Source organism: Streptomyces sp. A012304 (genome assembly GCF_026008495.1).
Classification (GTDB): Bacteria; Actinomycetota; Actinomycetes; order Streptomycetales; family Streptomycetaceae; genus Streptomyces.
In genome coordinates this window covers 97809-120797 of record NZ_BQUN01000137.1, presented here as the reverse complement: position 1 = coordinate 120797, position 22989 = coordinate 97809, and the positions used below count along the sequence as shown (strand labels likewise).

The 22989-nt window shown below is 71.8% G+C and carries 21 protein-coding genes; 19 read left to right on the top strand and 2 right to left on the bottom strand.

Annotation, left to right across the window (positions count from 1 at the left end):
• The first annotated feature begins 29 nt into the window (after nucleotides 1-29).
• From ALMP_RS34060 to nusB, 4 genes are all read left to right on the top strand, one after another.
• Entirely contained in the window at nucleotides 30-941 is a 912-nt protein-coding gene (locus ALMP_RS34060) for an ATP-binding protein (RefSeq protein WP_264935491.1), read from the top strand.
• Between the two features lie 166 nt (nucleotides 942-1107).
• Nucleotides 1108-2214, top strand: a complete 1107-nt coding sequence (locus tag ALMP_RS34055) for an aminopeptidase P family protein (RefSeq protein ID WP_264935489.1) — start codon at nucleotides 1108-1110, stop codon at nucleotides 2212-2214.
• Between the two features lie 50 nt (nucleotides 2215-2264).
• Nucleotides 2265-2831 (top strand): elongation factor P, encoded by a 567-nt coding sequence (gene efp / locus ALMP_RS34050; RefSeq protein WP_264935487.1) that lies wholly within the window; start codon nucleotides 2265-2267, stop codon nucleotides 2829-2831.
• 2 nt (nucleotides 2832-2833) lie between these two features.
• Nucleotides 2834-3268 (top strand): transcription antitermination factor NusB, encoded by a 435-nt coding sequence (nusB, locus tag ALMP_RS34045; RefSeq protein WP_264935486.1) that lies wholly within the window; start codon nucleotides 2834-2836, stop codon nucleotides 3266-3268.
• A gap of 181 nt (nucleotides 3269-3449) precedes the next feature.
• Here nusB and bldD read toward each other — a convergent pair whose 3' ends face one another.
• Entirely contained in the window at nucleotides 3450-3950 is a 501-nt protein-coding gene (gene bldD / locus ALMP_RS34040; protein WP_009313753.1) for a transcriptional regulator BldD, read from the bottom strand.
• A gap of 252 nt (nucleotides 3951-4202) precedes the next feature.
• Here bldD and pyrR point away from each other — a divergent pair, with 252 nt between their 5' ends.
• The 14 genes from pyrR to ALMP_RS33970 all read left to right on the top strand — a co-directional run bounded on the left by pyrR (nucleotide 4203) and on the right by ALMP_RS33970 (nucleotide 20865).
• The gene (pyrR, locus tag ALMP_RS34035) at nucleotides 4203-4796 is read left to right on the top strand and encodes a bifunctional pyr operon transcriptional regulator/uracil phosphoribosyltransferase PyrR (protein WP_264935479.1); all 594 of its coding nucleotides are present in this window, start codon (nucleotides 4203-4205) and stop codon (nucleotides 4794-4796) included.
• Between the two features lie 82 nt (nucleotides 4797-4878).
• Entirely contained in the window at nucleotides 4879-5877 is a 999-nt protein-coding gene (locus ALMP_RS34030; protein ID WP_264935477.1) for an aspartate carbamoyltransferase catalytic subunit, read from the top strand.
• Nucleotides 5878-5883: 6 nt separating this feature from the next.
• Nucleotides 5884-7170 (top strand): dihydroorotase, encoded by a 1287-nt coding sequence (locus ALMP_RS34025; protein ID WP_264935475.1) that lies wholly within the window; start codon nucleotides 5884-5886, stop codon nucleotides 7168-7170.
• The gene (locus ALMP_RS34020) at nucleotides 7167-7733 is read left to right on the top strand and encodes a hypothetical protein (protein WP_264935473.1); all 567 of its coding nucleotides are present in this window, start codon (nucleotides 7167-7169) and stop codon (nucleotides 7731-7733) included. Before ALMP_RS34025 ends, ALMP_RS34020 begins: the two co-directional genes overlap by 4 nt.
• Nucleotides 7730-8872: a glutamine-hydrolyzing carbamoyl-phosphate synthase small subunit gene (gene carA / locus ALMP_RS34015; protein ID WP_264935471.1), complete on the top strand. Its 1143-nt coding sequence runs from the start codon at nucleotides 7730-7732 to the stop codon at nucleotides 8870-8872. Before ALMP_RS34020 ends, carA begins: the two co-directional genes overlap by 4 nt.
• On the top strand, nucleotides 8865-12173 hold the full coding sequence (carB, locus tag ALMP_RS34010) for a carbamoyl-phosphate synthase large subunit (protein WP_264935469.1): 3309 nt from the start codon (nucleotides 8865-8867) through the stop codon (nucleotides 12171-12173). Before carA ends, carB begins: the two co-directional genes overlap by 8 nt.
• A gap of 58 nt (nucleotides 12174-12231) precedes the next feature.
• On the top strand, nucleotides 12232-13338 hold the full coding sequence (locus ALMP_RS34005; RefSeq protein ID WP_264935467.1) for a quinone-dependent dihydroorotate dehydrogenase: 1107 nt from the start codon (nucleotides 12232-12234) through the stop codon (nucleotides 13336-13338).
• Complete coding sequence (pyrF, locus tag ALMP_RS34000) at nucleotides 13335-14186, top strand: orotidine-5'-phosphate decarboxylase (protein ID WP_264935465.1); 852 nt, start codon at nucleotides 13335-13337, stop codon at nucleotides 14184-14186. Before ALMP_RS34005 ends, pyrF begins: the two co-directional genes overlap by 4 nt.
• Before the next feature lie 279 nt (nucleotides 14187-14465).
• Nucleotides 14466-14789 carry an integration host factor gene (locus ALMP_RS33995; RefSeq protein WP_189936491.1) on the top strand — a complete coding sequence of 108 codons (324 nt, stop codon included), beginning with the start codon at nucleotides 14466-14468 and terminating at the stop codon, nucleotides 14787-14789.
• 60 nt (nucleotides 14790-14849) lie between these two features.
• The gene (gene gmk / locus ALMP_RS33990) at nucleotides 14850-15407 is read left to right on the top strand and encodes a guanylate kinase (RefSeq protein ID WP_264935460.1); all 558 of its coding nucleotides are present in this window, start codon (nucleotides 14850-14852) and stop codon (nucleotides 15405-15407) included.
• A gap of 53 nt (nucleotides 15408-15460) precedes the next feature.
• Entirely contained in the window at nucleotides 15461-15733 is a 273-nt protein-coding gene (gene rpoZ / locus ALMP_RS33985) for a DNA-directed RNA polymerase subunit omega (RefSeq protein ID WP_264935458.1), read from the top strand.
• A gap of 121 nt (nucleotides 15734-15854) precedes the next feature.
• Nucleotides 15855-17057 (top strand): bifunctional phosphopantothenoylcysteine decarboxylase/phosphopantothenate--cysteine ligase CoaBC, encoded by a 1203-nt coding sequence (gene coaBC, locus ALMP_RS33980; protein ID WP_264935456.1) that lies wholly within the window; start codon nucleotides 15855-15857, stop codon nucleotides 17055-17057.
• Nucleotides 17058-17297: 240 nt separating this feature from the next.
• Entirely contained in the window at nucleotides 17298-18506 is a 1209-nt protein-coding gene (metK, locus tag ALMP_RS33975; protein WP_264935455.1) for a methionine adenosyltransferase, read from the top strand.
• Between the two features lie 181 nt (nucleotides 18507-18687).
• Nucleotides 18688-20865, top strand: a complete 2178-nt coding sequence (locus ALMP_RS33970) for a primosomal protein N' (RefSeq protein WP_264935454.1) — start codon at nucleotides 18688-18690, stop codon at nucleotides 20863-20865.
• A gap of 179 nt (nucleotides 20866-21044) precedes the next feature.
• On the opposite strand, the gene ALMP_RS33965 is transcribed toward ALMP_RS33970, so the two are convergent.
• Complete coding sequence (locus ALMP_RS33965) at nucleotides 21045-21590, bottom strand: hypothetical protein (protein ID WP_264935452.1); 546 nt, start codon at nucleotides 21588-21590, stop codon at nucleotides 21045-21047.
• Between the two features lie 294 nt (nucleotides 21591-21884).
• Between ALMP_RS33965 and fmt the strand changes: the two genes are divergently transcribed.
• Entirely contained in the window at nucleotides 21885-22817 is a 933-nt protein-coding gene (gene fmt, locus ALMP_RS33960) for a methionyl-tRNA formyltransferase (protein ID WP_264935450.1), read from the top strand.
• The last annotated feature ends 172 nt before the right edge of the window (nucleotides 22818-22989 follow it).

Below are 22989 nucleotides of genomic sequence, written 5' to 3'. Positions count from 1 at the left end.
ATTGCCTGTACGAGACGGAGTGGCACCGGATGCAGCACGCAGTGGGTTCTCCGCTGCCGCCGCCCCACCAGCCGGGGCACGGTCCGGCCGCCGGCTGGTCGCCGGCCGCACAACACCCGGGTCCGCACCAGCCGGGCAGCCCCCCCCAGCGGACCGCCCCCGTCCCCCCGCCGCACCCGGCGCCGGGCTTCACCGGAGCACCGCACTCCGGACCCCTCCCCCCGGCGCCCCAGCCCCCGGTCCCGCCCGCGCCCCATCCCACGGCCCCGGGGCACGCCCCCATCCCACCGGGCACGGAGATCACCGGGCATGTCCCGCTGCCCCCCGGCGGCCCCGTCGGCGTGCCCAGCGCGCCCCCGGCGCCCGCCGCCCCCGACCCCGCGGGCACCACCCTCGCCGTGCTGCTCATCGGCCCCGCGGGCGCCGGAAAGACCAGCGTCGCCAAGTTCTGGGCCGACCACCGCCGGGTACCCACCGCCCACATCAGCCTCGACGACGTCCGCGAATGGGTCCGCTCCGGCTTCGCCGACCCGCAGAGCGGGTGGAACGACCACTCCGAGGCCCAGTACCGCCTGGCCCGCCGCACCTGCGGCTTCGCCGCGCGCAACTTCCTCGCCAACGGCATCTCCTGCATCCTCGACGACGCGATCTTCCCCGACCGCCCGGCCGTCGGCCTCGGTGGCTGGAAACGCCATGTGGGCCCGGGCCTGCTCCCGGTCGTCCTCCTCCCCGGCCTGGAAGTCGTCCTGGAGCGCAACGCCGAGCGCTCCGGCAACCGCCGTCTCACCGACGAGGAGGTCGCCCGCATCCACGGCCGCATGGCCGGCTGGTACGGCTCCGGCCTCCCGATCATCGACAACTCCCAGCTGGACGTGCCGACGACGGCGCGCGTCCTGGACGACGTCCTGGCGCGGGCGATCGCCAGCCCGCCGAAGTGGTGACCGGCGGGTGCCCGCCGTAGTGGGGGGTGACCGGCGGGTGCCAGCGTAGTGGTGACCGGCGGATGCTCTGACCCGGGTGGCGGGTGTCCCGACCCGGGGGAGGCCCGCACCCCCACTTAGCCGCTCCCGACCGGCGGGATCCAGCCACCGCTTCTACGCTCGTCTCATGTCAGAGGTGTACGCGACCCGCCGCATGAGGCTGAGGGAGCGCTGCAACGCGTCCGGCAACGCGGCAGCGCTGATCTCCCGCCCCGCCAACGTGAGATACCTCGCGGGCGCGGCGCCCCGAGGCGCCGTCCTCCTGCTGGGCAACCGCGAGGACCTGCTGGTCTGCGCCGGCCCGCCCGACGACCGCCCGGGCCAGGGCCGACCGGACGAGAAACTGCGGGTGCACACCCTGCCCCGCGCCGGCGGCGACCCCGCCGTGACCGCCGCCGGCCTCGTCGCCGACCAGGGCGCCGACTCCCTCGCGGTCGAGGAGCACCATGTGACGGTCGCCCGCCACCGCGCGCTGCGCTCCGTCGCCCCACGGCTGCGCCTGGCCGACCTGGGCGGCGCGGTCGAACAGCTCAGGGTCGTCAAGGACGAGGAGGAGATCTCCTGCCTGCGCATCGGCGCCGAGATCGCCGACCAGGCTCTGGGCGAGCTGCTGGAGTCCATCCTCGTGGGCCGCACCGAACGCCACCTCGCCCTGGAGCTGGAGCGGCGGCTCGTCGACCACGGTGCCGACGGTCCCGCCTTCCCCACCTCCGTCGGCACCGGACCGAACTCCGGCCGGCGCGGGCACCGGCCCACCGACCGGCGGGTCGAGGAAGGCGACTTCCTCTCCGTCTGCCTGGGGGCCACCTACCGCGGCTACCGCTGCGAGATCGGCCGCACCTTCGTCATCGGCACCTCCCCGGCGGACTGGCAGGTCGAGCTGTTCGACCTGGTGTTCGCCGCGCAGCGGGCCGGCCGCGAGAGTCTGACGCCCGGCGCCGCCTACCGTGACGTGGACCGTGCCGCACGCCAGGTGCTGGACTCCGCGGGGTACGCGGAACGCCTTCCGGCGCTGACCGGGCACGGGGTAGGACTCGAAATCGACGAGGACCCGCAGTTGGGTCCCGCGGCCATGGGTAAACTGGACGCTTGCGTGCCGGTCACCGTCGAACCGGGGGTCCACCTCCCGGGCCGGGGCGGTGTCCGGATCGATGACACGCTCGTCGTACGCCCCGAGGCGGACGGCGGACCCGAGCTACTCACCATCACGACCAAGGAGCTGCTCGCGCTGTAGGAGTGCGTGCCCCCGGGGTCGTCCACGTCAGTCCAGGAGATTCCGCAACCGTGGCTTCCACGAACGACCTCAAGAACGGCATGGTGCTCAAGCTCGAAGGCGGCCAGCTCTGGTCCGTCGTCGAGTTCCAGCACGTCAAGCCCGGCAAGGGCCCGGCCTTCGTGCGCACCAAGCTCAAGAACGTGCTCTCCGGGAAGGTCGTCGACAAGACCTTCAACGCCGGTGTCAAGGTCGAGACGGCCACTGTCGACAAGCGTGACATGCAGTTCTCGTACATGGACGGCGAGTACTTCGTCTTCATGGACATGGAGACCTACGACCAGCTGATGGTCGAGCGCAAGGCCGTCGGTGACGCCGCCAACTTCCTCGTCGAGGGCTTCACCGCCACCGTCGCGCAGCACGAGGGCGAGGTGCTCTTCGTCGAGCTGCCGGCCGCCGTCGAGCTGACCGTCGCCGAGACCGAGCCGGGTCTGCAGGGCGACCGCTCCACCGGCGGCACCAAGCCCGCCACCCTGGAGACCGGCCACCAGATCCAGGTCCCGCTCTTCATCACCACCGGTGAGAAGATCAAGGTCGACACCCGCACGAGCGACTACCTCGGCCGGGTGAACAGCTAACCGTGGCCGCTCGCAACACGGCCCGCAAGCGCGCCTTCCAGATCCTCTTCGAGGGCGACCAGCGCGGCGCCGACGTCCTGACGGTCCTCGCCGACTGGATCCGGCTCTCCCGGGCAGACACCCGGCAGCCGCCGGTGAGCGAGTACACGATGCAGCTGGTCGAGGGCTACGCGAAGCACGCGAAGCGCATCGACGAGCTGATCGCGCAGTACTCGGTCGGCTGGACGCTCGACCGGATGCCGGTCGTCGACCGCAACATCCTGCGGCTCGGCGCCTACGAGCTGATCTGGGTCGACGAGACGCCGGACGCCGTCGTCCTCGACGAGATGGTGCAGCTCGCCAAGGAGTTCTCCACGGACGAGTCGCCCTCGTTCGTCAACGGCCTGCTCGGCCGGCTGAAGGAACTCAAGCCGTCGCTGCGCCGGGACGAGGCGTAGACGGTACGACTCGACTCGACGCCGAAGGGCCCGCAGGGAAGCACTCGCTGCGGGCCCTTCGGCATTCCCCGTCCTCTCCGTCCCCGCCGGACGCGCCCGTTCCGTGGAGAAACGCCGGGGTGGCCGGAACCATCAGGTTCCGGCCACCCCGGCGGCACGTTTCTGCTGGCCCGCCGAGCGGTCAGCTCTCCTCGTGGGAGACCGCGCGACGCGCGTCCGCGTCCAGCACGCCCCAGCTGATCAGCTGCTCGGTCAGGACCGACGGCGACTGGTCGTAGATGACGGCAAGGGTGCGCAGGTCGTCCTGGCGGATCGAGAGCACCTTGCCGTTGTAGTCACCGCGCTGCGACTGGATCGTGGCCGCGTAGCGCTGGAGGGGGCCCGCCTTCTCGACCGGTACATGGGCCAGCCGCTCCAGGTCCAGGACCAGCTTCGGCGGGGGCTCCGCCGCGCCGCCCGGGGTGGTGCCCGGCAGCAGCTCCTGCACCGGCACGCCGTAGAAGTCGGCCAGCTCCGCGAGGCGCTGCACGGTCACGGCGCGGTCGCCGCGCTCGTAGGAACCGACCACGACCGCCTTCCAGCGTCCCTGGGACTTCTCCTCGACACCGTGGAGGGAAAGGCCCTGCTGGGTGCGGATCGCCCGGAGCTTGGCCCCGAGCTGTTTGGCGTATTCGCTGGACATATAGCTCCCCGGCACTGGGTCGACGCGACTGGCTCTCGTCCATGCCGCGCGGTTGGTAACTCACTGTGAGGTTACGCAGCGTGATTCTTCTGCGTCAAGCCGAATGGTCCACACCGACTCTTCCGTGGTATCAGTGGCCGATTACGCCAAGGGGGTGATCAGGGGAGTCGCCCCGGCCTGCTACCGTGGATGGCGCAATTCCGACGTCCTTTAAGGTCCGTCCCGTGAGGCGGAGAAGGAGGTCCGTTTCGTATGGACAAGCAGGACACGCGGCTCGAGCCGCAGCAGTCCGATGCGCGGCCCGTTCTCGAAGGCCCCGACATCGCGCGCGTGCTGACGCGCATCGCCCACGAGATCGTCGAGCGTGCCAAGGGCGCCGACGACGTGGTGCTCCTCGGCATTCCGACCCGGGGCGTCTTCCTCGCTCAGCGGCTCGCCGCCAAGCTGGAGCAGATCACCGACCGCAAGGTCCCCGTCGGCTCGCTCGACATCACCATGTACCGCGACGACCTGCGCATGCACCCGCCGCGTGCGCTGGCCCGCACCGAGATCCCCGGTGACGGCATCGACGGCCGTCTGGTCGTCCTCGTCGACGACGTGCTCTTCTCCGGCCGCACGATCCGCGCCGCCCTCGACGCCCTGAACGACATCGGGCGCCCGCGCGCGGTGCAGCTCGCGGTCCTCGTCGACCGCGGTCATCGCGAACTGCCCATCCGTGCCGACTACGTCGGCAAGAACCTCCCCACGTCGCTGCGGGAGACGGTCAAGGTCCAGCTCGCCGAGGAGGACGGTCGCGACACCGTGCTGCTCGGTGTGAAGCAGACCGCCCCGGGCGCGCAGCAGTAGCGGTCCGGCGTACGCCCACGCGTGCGCGCCCTCATGCGCCCGCATGCCCGAAAACTCCCCATTGTCTTACGGAGCCTGACAGATGCAGCGTCATCTCATCTCGGCCGCCGACCTCACCCGCGACGACGCCGTCCATGTTCTCGACACCGCCGAGGAGATGGCCCGGGTCGCCGACCGGCCCATCAAGAAGCTGCCGACCCTGCGCGGCCGCACCATCGTCAACCTCTTCTTCGAGGACTCGACCCGCACCCGGATCTCCTTCGAGGCCGCCGAGAAGCGCCTGTCCGCGGACGTCATCAACTTCTCCGCGAAGGGCTCCAGCGTCTCCAAGGGCGAGTCCCTCAAGGACACCGCGCAGACCCTGGAGGCCATGGGCGTCGACGCCGTCGTCATCCGGCACGGCGCCTCCGGAGCCCCGTACCGGCTGGCCAACTCCGGCTGGATCGACGCGGCCGTCATCAACGCCGGCGACGGCACCCACCAGCACCCCACGCAGGCCCTGCTGGACGCCTTCACCATGCGCCGCCGCCTCGTCGGCCGCGACGCCGGGATCGGGCAGGACCTGTCCGGCAAGCGCATCACCCTCGTCGGGGACGTCCTGCACAGCCGTGTCGCCCGCTCCAACGTCGACCTGCTGCACACCCTCGGCGCCGAGGTCACCCTCGTCGCCCCGCCCACCCTGGTGCCGGTCGGCGTCGAGACCTGGCCCTGCGAGGTGTCGTACGACCTCGACAGCACGCTTCCGAAGTCCGACGCGGTGATGATGCTGCGCGTCCAGCGCGAGCGGATGAACGCCGCGTTCTTCCCCACCGAGCGCGAGTACTCGCGCCGCTACGGCCTCGACGGCGACCGCATGGCGCGGATGCCCGAGCACGCCATCGTGATGCACCCCGGCCCGATGGTCCGCGGCATGGAGATCACCGCCGAGGTCGCCGACTCCGACCGCTGCACCGTCGTCGAGCAGGTCGCCAACGGCGTGTCGATCCGGATGGCCGTCCTGTACCTGCTGCTGGGCGGCAACGAACCCGCCGTCCGCCACGCCCGCCCCGCCGGCACCCCCGTCACCACCGAGGAGAAGTAAGCGACCATGAGCAAGATCCTGATCCGTGGTGCGAAGGTGCTCGGCGGCGAGCCGCAGGACGTCCTGATCGACGGCGAGGTCATCGAGGCCGTCGGGACCGGCCTGGAGGCCGACGGCGCCCAGGTCGTCGAGGCCGACGGAAAGGTGCTGCTGCCGGGCCTGGTCGACCTGCACACGCATCTGCGCGAGCCGGGGCGCGAGGACTCCGAGACCGTCCTGACCGGTACCCGCGCGGCCGCCTCCGGTGGCTACACCGCCGTCTTCGCCATGGCCAACACCTTCCCGGTCGCCGACACCGCCGGCGTCGTCGAGCAGGTCTACCGGCTCGGCCAGGAGCACGGCTACTGCGACGTGCAGCCCATCGGCGCCGTCACCGTCGGCCTGGAGGGCAGGAAACTCGCCGAGCTGGGCGCCATGCACGAGTCGGCGGCCGGTGTCACCGTCTTCTCCGACGACGGCAAGTGCGTCGACGACGCCGTGATCATGCGGCGCGCCCTGGAGTACGTGAAGGCCTTCGGCGGGGTCGTCGCGCAGCACGCGCAGGAGCCGAGACTGACCGAGGGCGCCCAGATGAACGAGGGCGTCGTCTCCGCCGAGCTGGGACTGGGCGGCTGGCCGGCCGTCGCCGAGGAGTCGATCATCGCCCGGGACGTGCTGCTCGCCGAGCACGTCGGCTCCCGCGTGCACATCTGCCACCTGTCGACCGCCGGCTCGGTCGAGATCGTCCGCTGGGCCAAGTCCCGCGGCATCCAGGTCACCGCCGAGGTCACCCCGCACCACCTGCTCCTCACCGACGAGCTGGTGCGCACCTACAACCCGGTCTACAAGGTCAACCCGCCCCTGCGCACCGAGCGTGACGTGCTCGCGCTGCGCGAGGCGCTCGCGGACGGCACGATCGACATCGTCGCCACCGACCACGCGCCCCACCCGCACGAGGACAAGGACTGCGAGTGGGCCGCGGCCGCCATGGGCATGGTCGGCCTGGAGACCGCGTTGTCAGTGGTCCAGGAGACGATGGTGGAGACCGGGCTCCTCGACTGGGCCGGGGTCGCCGACCGCATGTCCTTCAAGCCCGCCCGGATCGGGCAGGCCCGGGGCCATGGGCGTCCCGTCTCGGCAGGTGAGCCCGCCAACCTCACGCTCCTCGACACGGCATACCGTGGGTCGGTGGACCCCGCGGGCTTCGCCTCGCGCAGCCGGAACACCCCGTACGAGGGACGCGAGCTGCCGGGCCGTGTGACGCACACGTGGCTCCGGGGCAAGGCCACGCTCGTCGACGGGAAGCTCACGTGACACCTGTACTCCTGCTGGCGGCCGAGAAGGAATCGGCCGAAGTGACCGACTGGGCCGCCCGGATCGGCTGGGTCGTCGGCCTCGCCCTGTTCGTCGCGCTCGTCTACTGGCTGATGCGCGAGGGCTGGAAGTGGCGCGGCACGCTCCAGGGCGACCTTCCTGAGCTGCCCACCGCGCCGGACGAGCCCGGCGAGGCGAAACTGACGATGAGCGGCCGGTACCACGGCTCCACCACCGCGGGGCAGTGGCTCGACCGCATCGTGGCGCACGGCCTGGGCACCCGCAGCCGCGTCGAGCTCACCCTCACGGACGCGGGACTGGACGTCGTACGCCCCGGCGCGACCGACTTCTTCGTCCCGGCCGGCGCGCTGCGCGAGGCCGTGCTCGGCAAGGGCATCGCGGGCAAGGTCCTCACCGAGGGCGGACTGCTCGTGGTCACCTGGGCGCACGGCGACAAGCTGATCGACTCCGGGTTCCGCTCGGACACCGCGGCCGAGCACACCGCGTGGGTCGACGCCATCAACTCCATGATCAAGAACAACACGACGGAAGGCGCACGATGACGACCTCCACCAGGGGATCCGCCAAGGTTCCCGCCGTACTCGTCCTGGAGGACGGCCGGGTCTTCCGCGGCCGTGCCTACGGGGCCGTGGGGGAGACCTTCGGCGAGGCGGTGTTCTCCACCGGCATGACCGGCTACCAGGAGACCCTCACCGACCCGTCGTACGACCGCCAGATCGTCGTCGCGACCGCCCCGCAGATCGGCAACACCGGCTGGAACGACGAGGACGACGAGTCCCGCCGCATCTGGGTCTCCGGGTACGTCGTGCGCGACCCCGCGCGCGTGCCCTCCAACTGGCGCGCCAAGCGCTCCCTCGACGACGAGCTGGTCGCCCAGGGCGTCGTCGGCATCAGCGGCATCGACACCCGCGCGCTCACCCGCCACCTGCGCGAACGCGGCTCCATGCGCGCCGGCATCTTCTCCGGCGCGTCCGTCGCCCCGGAAGCCGAGCTCCTCGCGCGCGTGCAGGCCCAGCCGCACATGAAGGGCGCGAGCCTCTACGAGGAGGTCGCCACCCAGGAGGCGTACGTCGTCCCGGCCGTCGGCGAGAAGCGGTTCACCGTCGCCGCGATCGACCTCGGCATCAAGGGCATGACCCCGCAGCGGATGGCCGAGCGCGGCATCGAGGTGCACGTCCTGCCCGCCACGGCCACGGCGGAGGAGGTGTACGCCGTCGCCCCCGACGGCGTGTTCTTCTCCAACGGTCCCGGCGACCCCGCCACCGCCGACGGCCCGGTCGCGCTGATGACCGAGGTGCTTGAGCGCAGGACGCCCCTGTTCGGCATCTGCTTCGGCAACCAGATCCTCGGCCGCGCCCTCGGCTTTGGCACCTACAAGCTGAAGTACGGCCACCGCGGCATCAACCAGCCGGTCCAGGACCGTACGACCGGCAAGGTCGAGGTCACCGCGCACAACCACGGATTCGCCGTGGACGCGCCGCTCGACAAGGTCAGCGACACCAAGTTCGGGCGGGCCGAGGTCTCTCACGTCTGCCTCAACGACAACGTCGTGGAGGGGCTGCGGCTGCTCGACCAGCCGGCCTTCTCCGTCCAGTACCACCCCGAAGCGGCCGCCGGCCCGCACGACGCCGCCTACCTGTTCGACCGCTTCGTTTCCCTGATGGAGGGCCAGCGTGCCTAAGCGCACCGATATCCAGTCCGTCCTGGTCATCGGCTCCGGCCCGATCGTCATCGGCCAGGCCGCCGAGTTCGACTACTCCGGCACCCAGGCGTGCCGGGTCCTGAAGTCCGAGGGCCTGCGGGTCATCCTCGTGAACTCCAACCCCGCGACGATCATGACCGACCCGGAGATCGCCGACGCCACCTACGTCGAGCCGATCACGCCCGAGTTCGTCGAGAAGATCATCGCCAAGGAGCGGCCGGACGCCCTGCTGCCCACCCTGGGCGGCCAGACGGCCCTCAACACCGCCATCTCGCTGCACGAGAACGGCGCCCTGGAGAAGTACGGCGTCGAACTGATCGGCGCCAAGGTCGAGGCCATCCACAAGGGCGAGGACCGCGACCAGTTCAAGGACGTCGTGGAGGAGGTCCGCCGCAAGATCGGGCACGGCGAGTCCGCCCGCTCGGTCATCTGCCACTCCATGGACGAGGTGCTCGCCGGTGTCGAGCAGCTCGGCGGCTACCCGGTCGTCGTGCGCCCTTCCTTCACCATGGGCGGCGCCGGCTCCGGCTTCGCCCACGACGAGGACGAGCTGCGCCGCATCGCCGGCCAGGGCCTCACGCTCTCCCCGACCACCGAGGTGCTCCTGGAGGAGTCCATCCTCGGCTGGAAGGAGTACGAGCTGGAGCTGATGCGCGACAAGCACGACAACGTCGTGGTCGTCTGCTCCATCGAGAACTTCGACCCCATGGGCGTGCACACCGGCGACTCGATCACCGTCGCGCCCGCCATGACCCTGACCGACCGCGAGTACCAGATCCTGCGCGACATCGGCATCGCGGTCATCCGCGAGGTCGGCGTCGACACCGGCGGCTGCAACATCCAGTTCGCGGTGAACCCCGCCGACGGCCGGGTCATCGTCATCGAGATGAACCCGCGCGTGTCGCGCTCCTCGGCGCTCGCCTCCAAGGCGACCGGCTTCCCGATCGCCAAGATCGCCGCCAAGCTGGCCGTCGGCTACACCCTCGACGAGATCCCGAACGACATCACGCAGGAGACCCCGGCCTCCTTCGAGCCGACCCTCGACTACGTGGTCGTGAAGGCCCCGCGCTTCGCCTTCGAGAAGTTCCCTTCGGCGGACTCGACCCTGACGACCACCATGAAGTCGGTCGGAGAGGCCATGGCCATCGGCCGCAACTTCACCGAGGCCTTCCAGAAGGCGCTGCGCTCGCTGGAGAAGAAGGGCAGCCAGTTCACCTTCGTCGGCGAGCCCGGCGACAAGTCCCGGCTCCTGGAAGAGGCGGTCCGGCCCACCGACGGCCGCATCAACACCGTCATGCAGGCCATCCGCGCGGGCGCCACGCCCGAGGAGGTCTTCGAGTACACGAAGATCGACCCCTGGTTCGTCGACCAGCTCTTCCTGATCAAGGAGACCGCCGACGAGCTGGCCGAGGCGCCGGAGCTCACCGCCGAGCTGCTCGCCGAGGCCAAGCGGCACGGCTTCTCCGACCAGCAGATCGCCGAGATCCGCGGTCTGCGCGAGGACGTCGTCCGCGAGGTACGGCACGCGCTGAACATCCGCCCGGTCTACAAGACGGTCGACACCTGCGCCGCCGAGTTCGCCGCCAAGACGCCGTACTTCTACTCCTCCTACGACGAGGAGAGCGAGGTCGCGCCGCGCGAGAAGCCGGCGGTCATCATCCTGGGCTCCGGCCCCAACCGCATCGGCCAGGGCATCGAGTTCGACTACTCCTGCGTCCACGCCTCCTTCGCGCTGTCCGACGCCGGGTACGAGACCGTGATGGTCAACTGCAACCCGGAGACCGTCTCCACCGACTACGACACCTCCGACCGTCTGTACTTCGAGCCGCTGACGCTCGAGGACGTGCTGGAGATCGTCCACGCGGAGACGCAGGCCGGCCCGATCGCCGGTGTCGTCGTCCAGCTCGGCGGCCAGACCCCGCTGGGCCTGGCGCAGGCGCTGAAGGACAACGGCGTGCCGATCGTCGGCACCTCGCCCGAGGCGATCCACGCGGCCGAGGACCGGGGCGCCTTCGGGCGGGTGCTCGCCGAGGCCGGCCTGCCGGCCCCGAAGCACGGCACGGCCACCACCTTCGCCGAGGCCAAGTCCATCGCCGACGAGATCGGCTACCCGGTCCTGGTGCGCCCGTCGTACGTCCTCGGCGGACGCGGCATGGAGATCGTCTACGACGAAACCCGGCTGTCCTCCTACATCGCCGAGTCGACCGAGATCAGCCCCACCCGGCCGGTCCTCGTCGACCGCTTCCTCGACGACGCCATCGAGATCGACGTCGACGCGCTCTACGACGGTGAGGAGCTGTACCTCGGCGGTGTCATGGAGCACATCGAGGAGGCCGGCATCCACTCCGGCGACTCGGCGTGCGCCCTGCCCCCGATCACGCTCGGCGGCTTCGACATCAAGCGCCTGCGGGCCTCCACCGAGGCCATCGCCAAGGGCGTCGGCGTCCGCGGCCTGATCAACATCCAGTTCGCGATGGCCGGCGACATCCTCTACGTCCTGGAGGCCAACCCGCGCGCGTCCCGCACCGTGCCCTTCACCTCGAAGGCGACCGCGGTGCCGCTGGCGAAGGCCGCCGCCCGGATCTCCCTGGGCGCGACCATCGCCGAGCTGCGCGCCGAGGGGCTGCTCCCGGCCACCGGCGACGGCGGCGAAATGCCGCTGGACGCGCCGATCTCCGTCAAGGAGGCCGTGATGCCGTGGACCCGCTTCCGGGACACCTCCGGCCGCGGCGTCGACACCGTCCTCGGCCCGGAGATGCGCTCCACCGGCGAGGTCATGGGCATCGACTCCGTCTTCGGCACGGCGTACGCCAAGTCGCAGGCGGGCGCCTACGGGCCGCTGCCCACCAAGGGCCGCGCCTTCATCTCGGTCGCCAACCGCGACAAGCGCTCGATGATCTTCCCGGCGCGCGAGCTGGTCGGCCACGGCTTCGAGCTGCTCGCCACCTCCGGCACCGCCGAGGTCCTCAGGCGCAACGGCATCAACGCCACCGTCGTGCGCAAGCAGTCCGAGGGCACCGGCCCGAACGGCGAGAAGACCATCGTCCAGCTCATCCACGACGGCGAGGTCGACCTCATCGTCAACACCCCGTACGGCACCGGCGGCCGCCTCGACGGCTACGACATCCGTACGGCGGCCGTGGCGCGGTCCGTGCCGTGCCTGACGACGGTCCAGGCGCTCGCCGCCGCCGTCCAGGGCATCGACGCCCTCAACCACGGTGACGTGGGCGTCCGCTCGCTCCAGGAACACGCGGAACACCTGACCGCGGCCCGCGACTAGCAGCCGGCGAGGGGGACACCGGAAACGGTGTCCCCCTCTTCATGAGAAGACCTGGGACATGTACAAAATCTTCTTCCGTCTGGTTTTCCAACGGATGGACCCCGAGAAGGCCCACCACCTCGCCTTCCGCTGGATCCGCCTCGCCGTCCGCATCCCCGTGCTGCGCACCTTCCTCGCGGCCGCCCTCGCTCCTCGCTACAAGGAACTGCGGACCGAGGCCTTCGGGCTGCGCATGCACGGCCCCTTCGGGCTCGCCGCCGGCTTCGACAAGAACGCGGTCGCCATCGACGGGATGTCGATGCTGGGCTTCGACCACGTCGAGATCGGCACGGTCACCGGGGAGCCGCAGCCCGGCAACCCTAAGAAGCGGCTGTTCCGCCTGGTCGGGGACCGGGCGCTGATCAACCGGATGGGCTTCAACAACGACGGGTCGCTGGCGGTCGCCGCGCGCCTGGCCTCCCGCGAGCCCGTGTTCAAAACCGTCGTCGGTGTGAACATCGGCAAGACCAAGGTGGTCCCGGAGGAGACGGCCGTCCTCGACTACGTGAAGTCGACCGAGCGCCTCGCGCCGTACGCCGACTACCTGGTCGTGAACGTCTCCTCGCCGAACACACCGGGGCTGCGCGATCTCCAGGCCACGGAGGCCCTGCGGCCGCTGCTGACCGCCGTCCGTGACGCCGCCGACCGCACGGTCACCACGCGGCGCGTCCCGCTGCTGGTGAAGATCGCCCCGGACCTGGCCGACGAGGACGTCGACGCCGTCGCCGACCTGGCCGTGGAGCTCGGTCTGGACGGCATCATCGCCACCAACACGACCATCGCGCGCGAGGGACTCGGTCTGACCTCGAAGCCCGCGCTGGTGAAGGAGACCGGCGGCCTCTCCGGCGCGCCGCTGAAGGCCCGCTCCCTGGAGGTCCTGCGCCGCCTCTACGCGCGCGTGGGCGACCGCGTCACCCTGGTGGGCGTGGGCGGCGTGGAGACCGCGGAGGACGCCTGGCAGCGCATCCTGGCCGGCGCCACGCTCGTCCAGGGCTACAGCGCCTTCGTCTACGAGGGGCCCTTCTGGGGCCGCGCCATCCACAAGGGCCTCGCCGCACGCCTGCGCACCAGCCCGTACGCCACCCTCGCCGACGCGGTCGGCGCCGACGTCAGGGAGACGGCATGACCCAGGAGCCCTTCGGCGCCCGCCTGCGCCGTGCCATGGACGAGCGCGGCCCGCTGTGCGTCGGCATCGACCCGCACGCCTCCCTGCTCGTGGAGTGGGGACTGAACGACGACGTCGCCGGTGTGGAGCGGTTCAGCCGGACGGTCGTCGAGGCGGTGGCCGGGCGGGTGGCCGTCCTGAAGCCGCAGAGCGCCTTCTTCGAGCGTTTCGGCTCGCGCGGGATCGCCGTCCTGGAGACGTGCGTGCGGGAGGCGCGGGAGGCCGGGGCCCTGGTCGTGATGGACGCCAAGCGCGGCGACATCGGCTCGACCATGGCCGCGTACGCCGAGTCCTTCCTCCACCCGGACGCCCCGCTGTTCTCGGACGCGCTGACCGTCTCGCCGTACCTCGGCTACGGGTCGCTCTCGCCGGCGGTGGCGCTGGCGCGGGAGAGCGGCGCCGGGCTGTTCGTGCTGGCGCTGACCTCCAACCCGGAGGGCCGCGAGGTGCAGCACGCGGTCCGCGTCGAGGACCACGCGGGGCGCGACGTGGGCGCGACGATGCTGGCGCACCTGGCCGCCGAGAACGCGGGGGAGGAGCCGCTGGGCTCCTTCGGGGCGGTCGTCGGTGCGACGCTCGGCGACCTGTCGACCTACGACCTCGGCATCAACGGGCCGCTCCTCGCGCCCGGCGTCGGCGCCCAGGGGGCGACCGCGGCGGATCTGCCCCGGGTCTTCGGGTCCGCCGTGGGCAACGTCGTGCCGAACGTGAGCCGGGGAGTGTTGCGCCACGGTCCCGACGTGGTCGCTCTGCGTGACGCCGCACAGCGGTTCGCGGACGAGGTCAGGGCCGCCGTCGCGGCCGCCTGAGAGCCAGCCGGCCGTCCGACCGGGGGCTCCGGCGGACGGCCCGCGGCCGACTTGAGCCTGGATACATCCTCAAATCCGGGGCATTATGTCCTCAATGTCCGGCCTGACGGAGGCTGACCAGGACTTTTCCTCTGTTCTCGCTGACTCTGGCGGAGTTGGCCGCTAGTCTCCGACGGAGAGTGAACGGGCAAGCGTGTTGCTCGTGGCTCCTCAGGTGTGGGGCGACTAGGTTCCTCACCGGTCCGTATCCGACAGTTCGACATCCGAGGTGACGTAGGCGTGGCTCTTCCGCCCCTTACCCCCGAACAGCGCGCAGCCGCGCTCGAAAAGGCCGCCGCGGCTCGCCGGGAGCGGGCCGAGGTCAAGAATCGACTCAAGCACTCCGGCGCCTCCCTCCACGAGGTCATCAAGCAGGGTCAGGAAAACGACGTCATCGGCAAGATGAAGGTCTCCGCCCTGCTCGAGTCCCTGCCGGGCGTGGGCAAGGTCCGCGCCAAGCAGATCATGGAGCGGCTCGGCATCTCCGAGAGCCGCCGCGTGCGGGGTCTCGGTTCCAACCAGATCGCCTCTCTGGAGCGTGAGTTCGGCGACACCGCCAAGTGAGTCCGAGGTGCTCCGGGCCGACCGTCCCGGGCACTGCGGGATAGCTGGAATAATCGCTGCATGAGTGAACGTCCGCGGCTGACCGTGCTCTCCGGCCCCTCCGGGGTCGGCAAGAGCACGGTCGTCGCCCATATGCGCAAGGAACACCCCGAGGTCTGGCTCTCGGTGTCGGCGACGACCCGCAAGCCCCGCCCCGGCGAGCAGCACGGAGTCCACTACTTCTTCGTCACCGACGACGAGATGGACAAGCTGATCGCCAACGGCGAGCTGCTGGAGTGGGCGGAGTTCGCCGGCAACCGCTACGGCACTCCCCGAGCCGCCGTGCTGGAGCGCCTGGAGGCGGGCGAGCCCGTGCTCCTGGAGATCGACCTCCAGGGCGCGCGGCAGGTCCGCGAGTCCATGCCGGAGGCCCAGCTGGTGTTCCTGGCTCCGCCCTCCTGGGAGGAGCTGGTGCGCAGACTCACCGGACGCGGCACCGAGCCGCCCGAGGTGATCGCCCGCCGCCTGGACGCGGCGAAGATCGAACTCGCGGCCGAGCCGGAGTTCGACGAGACCCTGGTCAACACCTCCGTCGAGGACGTGGCGCGCGAGCTGCTAGCCTTGATGGATGTTGTGTGATCACAGGTGATGTGATCACGGCCGATCTTTTCCCACCCATCGGAAGGTAGAGCGTGTCCTCTTCCATCTCCGCGCCCGAGGGCATCATCACCCCGCCGATCGACGAGCTCCTCGAGGCCACCGACTCGAAGTACAGCCTCGTGATCTACGCGGCCAAGCGGGCCCGCCAGATCAACGCGTACTACTCGCAGCTCGGCGAGGGCCTCCTCGAGTACGTCGGTCCGCTCGTGGACACCCACGTCCACGAGAAGCCGCTCTCGATCGCCCTTCGCGAGATCAACGCCGGACTGCTGACGTCCGAGGCCATCGAGGGCCCGGCCCAGTAATATTTTCGGCTCGCAGTTGGTTTTTCCACAGGCCCGGCAGCGCGACTGCCGGGCCTGTGGTGTGTGATGGGGAGGTACGCCCCGCCCAGGGCGTACAGGAGCCGAGGTCCGGGGAGAGACGGTGGACAAGCCGAAGGTCGTTCTGGGGGTCAGCGGCGGCATCGCCGCGTACAAGGCGTGTGAGCTGCTGCGCAGACTGACGGAGTCCGGCCACGACGTACGGGTGGTGCCCACCGCCTCCGCCCTGCACTTCGTGGGCGCCGCGACCTGGTCCGCCCTCTCCGGCAACCCGGTCTCCACGGAGGTCTGGGACGACGTCCACGAGGTCCCCCACGTCCGTATCGGCCAGCACGCCGACCTGGTGGTCGTCGCCCCCGCCACCGCGGACATCCTCGCCAAGGCGGCCCACGGCCTCGCCGACGACCTGCTGACCAACACCCTGCTCACCGCCCGCTGCCCGGTGGTGTTCGCGCCCGCGATGCACACCGAGATGTGGGAGCACCCGGCCACCCAGGAGAACGTGGCGACGCTGCGCCGCCGCGGTGCCGTCGTCGTCGAGCCGGCCGTCGGCCGCCTCACCGGCGTCGACACCGGCAAGGGCCGGCTGCCGGACCCGGCGGAGATCTTCGAGGTCTGCCGCCGCGTCCTGGCCAGGGGGGTGCGCGAGCCCGACCTCGCCGGGCGGCATGTCGTCGTCAGCGCAGGCGGCACCCGTGAGCCCCTCGACCCCGTCCGCTTCCTCGGCAACCGCTCCTCCGGCAAGCAGGGCTACGCCCTCGCCCGCACCGCCGCCGCCCGGGGCGCCCGCGTCACCCTGGTGGCGGCCAACACCGCACTGCCCGACCCGGCCGGCGTCGACGTCGTCCAGGTGGGTACGGCCGTCCAGCTGCGCGAGGCGGTCCTGAAGGCGGCCGCGGACGCCGACGCCGTCGTCATGGCGGCCGCCGTCGCCGATTTCCGCCCTTCGGCCTACGCGGCCGGGAAGATAAAGAAAAAGGACGGTCAGGATCCGGAGCCCATCGTCCTCGTGCGAAATCCGGACATCCTCGCGGAGATTTCCGCTGATCGCGCACGCCCCGGTCAGGTCGTCGTCGGCTTCGCCGCCGAGACCGACGACGTGCTGGCCAACGGCCGGGCGAAGCTGGAGCGCAAGGGCTGCGACCTGCTGGTGGTGAACGAGGTGGGGGAGCGCAAGACCTTCGGCTCGGAGGAGAACGAAGCGGTCGTCCTGGGCGCCGACGGCAGCGAGACCCCCGTCCCCCACGGCCCCAAGGAAGCCCTGGCCGAAACCGTGTGGGACCTGGTGACGCGACGACTGGACTGAATGTTTGATGCGCTTCGCCGTTCCCTCGAACCTCGCTCGATCGGGGCGTGGCGCCCCTGGCCAATGGCGCTCGGCATTCGGCAGAATGCCTGTGCCGCAGGTCACAGCGCTCCCGAGAGGCGAGACAGATGGGCCGGTGGTCGAGCGCGACCGATAAACTGTTCTCGGACGACTCCGGGCGCAGCTCCCGGCGCGTCCGTCAATGATCAGCCAGCAGCCGCTGCAACCCCAGGGAGCGTTGTGTCCCGTCGCCTGTTCACCTCGGAGTCCGTGACCGAGGGTCACCCCGACAAGATCGCTGACCAGATCAGCGACACCATTCTCGACGCGTTGCTCCGCGAGGACCCGACCTCCCGGGTCGCCGTCGAGACCCTGATCACGACCGGTCTGGTGCACGTGGCCGGTGAGGTCACGACCAAGGCGTACGCGCCGATCCCGCAGCTCGTCCGGGACAAGATCCTGGAGATCGGCTACGACTCCTCCAAGAAGGGCTTCGACGGCGCCTCCTGCGGAGTGTCGGTGTCGATCGGCGCACAGTCCCCGGACATCGCGCAGGGTGTGGACACGGCGTACGAGTCCCGGGTCGAGGGCGACGACGATGAGCTGGACCGCCAGGGCGCGGGTGACCAGGGTCTGATGTTCGGCTACGCCTCCGACGAGACGCCGACGCTGATGCCGCTGCCGATCTTCCTGGCGCACCGCCTGTCCAAGCGCCTGTCGGACGTCCGCAAGAACGGCACCATCCCCTACCTGCGCCCCGACGGCAAGACCCAGGTCACCATCGAGTACGACGGCGACAAGGCGGTCCGCCTCGACACCGTCGTCGTCTCCTCGCAGCACGCCTCGGACATCGACCTGGACTCCCTGCTCGCCCCCGACATCCGCGAGTTCGTCGTGGAGCCGGAGCTGAAGGCGCTGCTGGACGACGGCATCAAGCTCGACACCGAGAACTACCGCCTGCTGGTCAACCCGACCGGCCGCTTCGAGATCGGCGGCCCGATGGGCGACGCCGGCCTCACCGGCCGCAAGATCATCATCGACACGTACGGCGGCTTCGCCCGTCACGGCGGCGGTGCCTTCTCGGGCAAGGACCCGTCCAAGGTGGACCGCTCCGCCGCCTACGCGATGCGCTGGGTCGCCAAGAACGTGGTCGCCGCCGGGCTGGCCGCGCGCTGCGAGGTCCAGGTGGCGTACGCGATCGGCAAGGCCGAGCCGGTGGGTCTGTTCGTGGAGACCTTCGGTACCCACAAGATCGAGCCGGAGAAGATCGAGAAGGCGATCGACGAGGTCTTCGACCTGCGTCCGGCCGCGATCATCCGCGACCTCGACCTGCTCCGCCCCATCTACGCCCAGACCGCCGCGTACGGTCACTTCGGCCGTGAGCTGCCCGACTTCACGTGGGAGCGCACGGACCGCGTGGAGGCGCTGCGGCAGGCGGCGGGGCTGTAGTTCCCGCACCCGGTCCGCGAGGCCCGGTGTCCCTTTCGGGGCGCCGGGCCTCGGTGCTGTGCGGCGGGTGTTGCGGGACCGGTGCTGTGCGGCCGGTGTGGCTGGGCGGTGCTGTGCGGCCTGTGTGGCGGGGCCGTTCCGGCGCCGCCCTTTGTCAGTGGCGTTTGGTAAGAATGCAAGCGTGAGCAGCGAGAACGGGCAGGGGGGCGTCGGTGGCGCGGCCGGGGACGGGGCGCCGCCGGAGCAGCTCGCGCTGATTCGGGAGAGCGTGCGCAAGGCCAAGGCCCCACGGGCGAAGCCCAGGACCTGGCGGGGGGCCGCGCTCGCCGAGGAGCTGCCGGTCGCGCGGGTGCTGGTCGACAAAGGTGTGCTGCATCTCGACCGGTACTTCGACTACGCGGTACCGGCCGAGCTGGACGCCGAGGCGCAGCCGGGCGTGCGGGTGCGGGTGCGGTTCGGGGCCGGCCGCGGGCGGGTGCGCGAGGGGCGGCGCGAGGGCGGGGGGCTCATCGACGGGTTCCTCGTCGAGCGGCTCGCCGAGTCCGACTACTCCGGGCCGCTCGCGGCGCTGGCTCAGATCGTGTCCCCCGAGCGGGTCCTCAGCGAGGAACTGCTCGGCCTGGCCCGGGCGGTCGCCGACCGGTACGCCGGGAGCCTGGCGGACGTGCTGCAACTGGCCGTGCCGCCCCGCAGCGCCCGCGCCGAGCAGCGGCCCTCGCCCGCGCCGCTCCCGCCGCCCCGGGCCCCGGCCGCCGGGCCCTGGGCGCGTTACGAGCACGGCGGCGCGTTTCTGGAGTCGCTGGCCTCGGGAGGCTCGCCGCGTGCCGTGTGGAACGCGCTGCCCGGCCCCCGGTGGAGCGAGGAGCTGGCGCGTGCCGTCGCAGCCACGCTCGCCTCCGGGCGCGGCGCCCTGGTCGTCGTCCCGGACGGGCGGGCCGCCGCGCGGGTCGACGCGGCGCTGACCGCGGTGCTGGGGGAGGGCCGGCACGCGCTGCTCACCGCCGACGCCGGGCCCGAGAAGCGGTACCGCGAGTGGCTGGCCGTGCGCCGGGGGTCCGTGCGGGCCGTCGTGGGGACGCGGGCCGCGATGTTCGCGCCGGTGCGCGATCTGGGGCTGGTCGCCGTCTGGGACGACGGGGACGACAGCCACAGCGAGCCGCACGCCCCGCAGCCGCATGCTCGGGACGTGTTGTTGCTGCGGGCCGCGCAGGACAAGTGCGGCTTCCTGATGGGGGGTTGGAGCTGCACCGTCGAAGGCGCTCAGCTCGTCGAGAGCGGGTGGGCGCGGCCGCTGGTCGCGGCGCGCGAGGAGGTGCGGCGTACGGCTCCGCTGGTGCGGACCGTGGGGGACCAGGACCTCGCCCGGGACGAGGCCGCCCGGGCCGCCCGGCTGCCCACCCTCGCCTGGCAGACGGTCCGCGAGGGCCTGCGGCACGGGCCCGTGCTGGTGCAGGTGCCCCGGCGGGGGTACGTGCCGCGGATGGCGTGCGCCCAGTGCCGTGCGCCGGCCCGGTGCCGGCACTGCTCCGGGCCGTTGGAGGCGCGGGACGGCGGCGCGACGGCGTGCGGCTGGTGCGGGCGCGAGGAGGGCGCCTGGCACTGCCCGGAGTGCGGTTCCTTCCGGCTGCGGGCGCAGGTCGTGGGGGCCCGGCGGACCGCGGAGGAACTGGGACGGGCCTTCCCGGCCGTGCCGGTGCGCACGTCCGGCCGTGAGCAGGTACTGGACACCGTGCCGGGGACGCCCGCGCTGGTGGTGAGCACACCCGGGGCCGAGCCCGTCGCCGAGGGCGGGTACGCGGCGGCCCTGCTCCTGGACGGCTGGGCGATGCTCGCCCGGCCCGATCTGCGGGCCGGGGAGGACGCGCTGCGGCGGTGGATCGCGGCCGCCGCGCTGGTGCGGCCGCAGGGGGACGGCGGGACCGTGGTCGTCGTCGCCGAGCCGACCCTGCGGCCGGTGCAGGCGCTGGTGCGGTGGGACCCCGTCGGGCATGCCGTGCGGGAACTCGCCGAACGGGCCGAGCTGGGCTTCCCGCCGGTGTCGCGGATGGCGGCGGTGACCGGGCCGGGGGAGGCGGTGGCCGCGTTCCTGAGGGCCGTGGAGCTGCCTCGGGAGGCCGAGGTGCTGGGACCCGTGCCCGTGCCGGTCACCCCGGCCGGGCGGCCTCGCCGGCCGGGGATGCCGCCGCCCGGCGAGCAGTGGGAACGGGCGCTGATCCGGGTGCCGCCGGGCAGCGGGGCCGCGCTGGCCTCCGCGCTGAAGGCCGCGCAGGCCGCGCGGATGGCCCGGGGCGGCGGGACCTCGGGGCCGGGAGCGACGTCGGCCGTGTGGGTGCGGATCGATCCGCCGGACATCGGCTGAGCGACGCCGTCCTGAGACATGAGGGCGGGCCTCTTGCGCGGCGGCCCTCTGTACGGCGGGGCTGTTGCGCGGTGGCCCTCTGTATGGCTGGCCTCTTGTACGGCCGCCCCTTGTGCGGCTGCCCTCTCGGGGCGTGCCGAGAGGGCGGGTGGGGGGTGTGGGCGACCGGCCGGGTCGGGTCAGCCGGCGTTGCGCGGGCCGGGGAACGCCGTCGGCCGGGCCTCGTCGCGCAGGGACGGGCTGCCCGCCGTCGGCTGGGTCGGCATGGACCGGGCGGCGGGCACCGTCGGGACGGCCGGGATGCCGGTGCCGACGTTGACGGTACGGGTGCCGGAGGGCTCCGCCGCCCGCTCGGTCTGCGCGGCCGTCTGGGCGGCGGCCCGGCGGGCGCCGTAACGGCGGTGCACCGCCTGCTTGGTGACGCCGAGTGCGGAGCCCACCGCGTCCCACGAGAAACCGAGCGAGCGGTCGAAGTCCACCGCCGCCGTGACCAGGGTCTCGACGCTGTCCCGCAGCTCCTGCGCGAGGCGGACCGTGGGGGCGGGGGCGCGTCCGTAGACGACGAAGCCCGTGGACGGGCCGGAGCGGCGCGGACGGTAGACGTTGCCCAACTGGGCGGTGAGGGTGCGCAGTGCGTCCACCTGCCGGCGGACCCGCTCGATGTCCCGCACCAGCAAGTGCAGGCTGGCCCGGGCCTGGGCGTCGTGGGTTGCATGGTCGGCCATGAACAAGCCTCTCGAACCGGCGTTGCAGAGAAGGGAGTCAACTCGTTCTTGACCAACGCGGGTTGGCTCCGAGGGTCACGGTGTGGGGGCGTATGGGCATATGCCCACGCCCCCTCGGTGGGGTGCGCGCGGCCCGGTCCTGGGCCGTCGCCCTTCGTGGTCCTCATCCGTGGTCCTCTTCCGTGGTCCTCTTCCGTGGTCCTCATCCGAGGTCCTTCTCCGAGGTCCTCATCCGAGGTCATAGACTTGTGCGTTGCCCGTCGTCCGTCCCGTCCGAGAGGCCCGTGTCCGTTCATGAAGCTCGTCTTCGCCGGTACCCCCGAGGTCGCCGTCCCCGCGCTGGACGCCCTGATCACCTCCGGGCGGCACGAGGTGGCCGCCGTCGTCACGCGGCCCGACGCGCCGGCCGGGCGGGGCCGCAGGCTGGTCGCGTCTCCCGTGGCCCAGCGGGCCGAGGAGGCCGGGATCGAGGTGCTCAAGCCCGCCCGCCCGCGCGAGCCGGAGTTCCTGGAGCGGCTGAAGGAGATCGCCCCGGACTGCTGCCCCGTCGTCGCCTACGGGGCCCTGCTGCCCAAGGTGGCGCTGGACGTCCCGGCCCAGGGCTGGGTCAATCTGCACTTCTCGCTGCTGCCCGCCTGGCGGGGGGCCGCGCCCGTGCAGCACGCGATCATGGCGGGGGACCAGATCACCGGGGCCTCCACCTTCCTCATCGAGGAGGGGCTCGACTCCGGTCCCGTCTACGGGACGGTGACCGAGGAGATCCGGCCCACCGACACCAGCGGGGACCTGCTGACCCGGCTCGCCTTCGCGGGGGCCGGGCTGCTCGCCGCGACCATGGACGGCATCGAGGACGGCTCGCTGAAAGCCGTACCGCAGCCGGCCGACGGCGTCACCCTCGCCCCGAAGATCACCGTCGAGGACGCCCGGGTCGACTGGGCCACTCCCGCGCTGCGCGTCGACCGGGTGGTGCGCGGGTGCACGCCCGCCCCCGGTGCCTGGACCACCTTCCGGGGCGAGCGGCTGAAGCTGATCCAGGTGCAGCCGGTGCCGGGGCGGGACGACCTCGCCCCCGGCACCCTCGCCGTCGGCAAGAACAGCGTGCACGTCGGCACCGGGTCGTACGCCGTCGAGCTGCTGTGGGTACAGGCGCAGGGCAAGAAGCCGATGCGGGCGGCGGACTGGGCGCGCGGGGTGCGCATCGCGGACGGGGAGCGCGTCGGGGCGTGACACTCCGGCGCGGCCCCTGCCCGACGTACGCTCCCGCGCGGCAACTGCCCAAGCTCCCGCGCGGCGACTGCCGCCTGACGTACGCCCCGCGCGGCACCTGCCCGACGTACGCCCCGAGCAACTGCCCGCCTGACGCACGCCCCGCGCGACGCCCGCCCGACGGACGCCCACA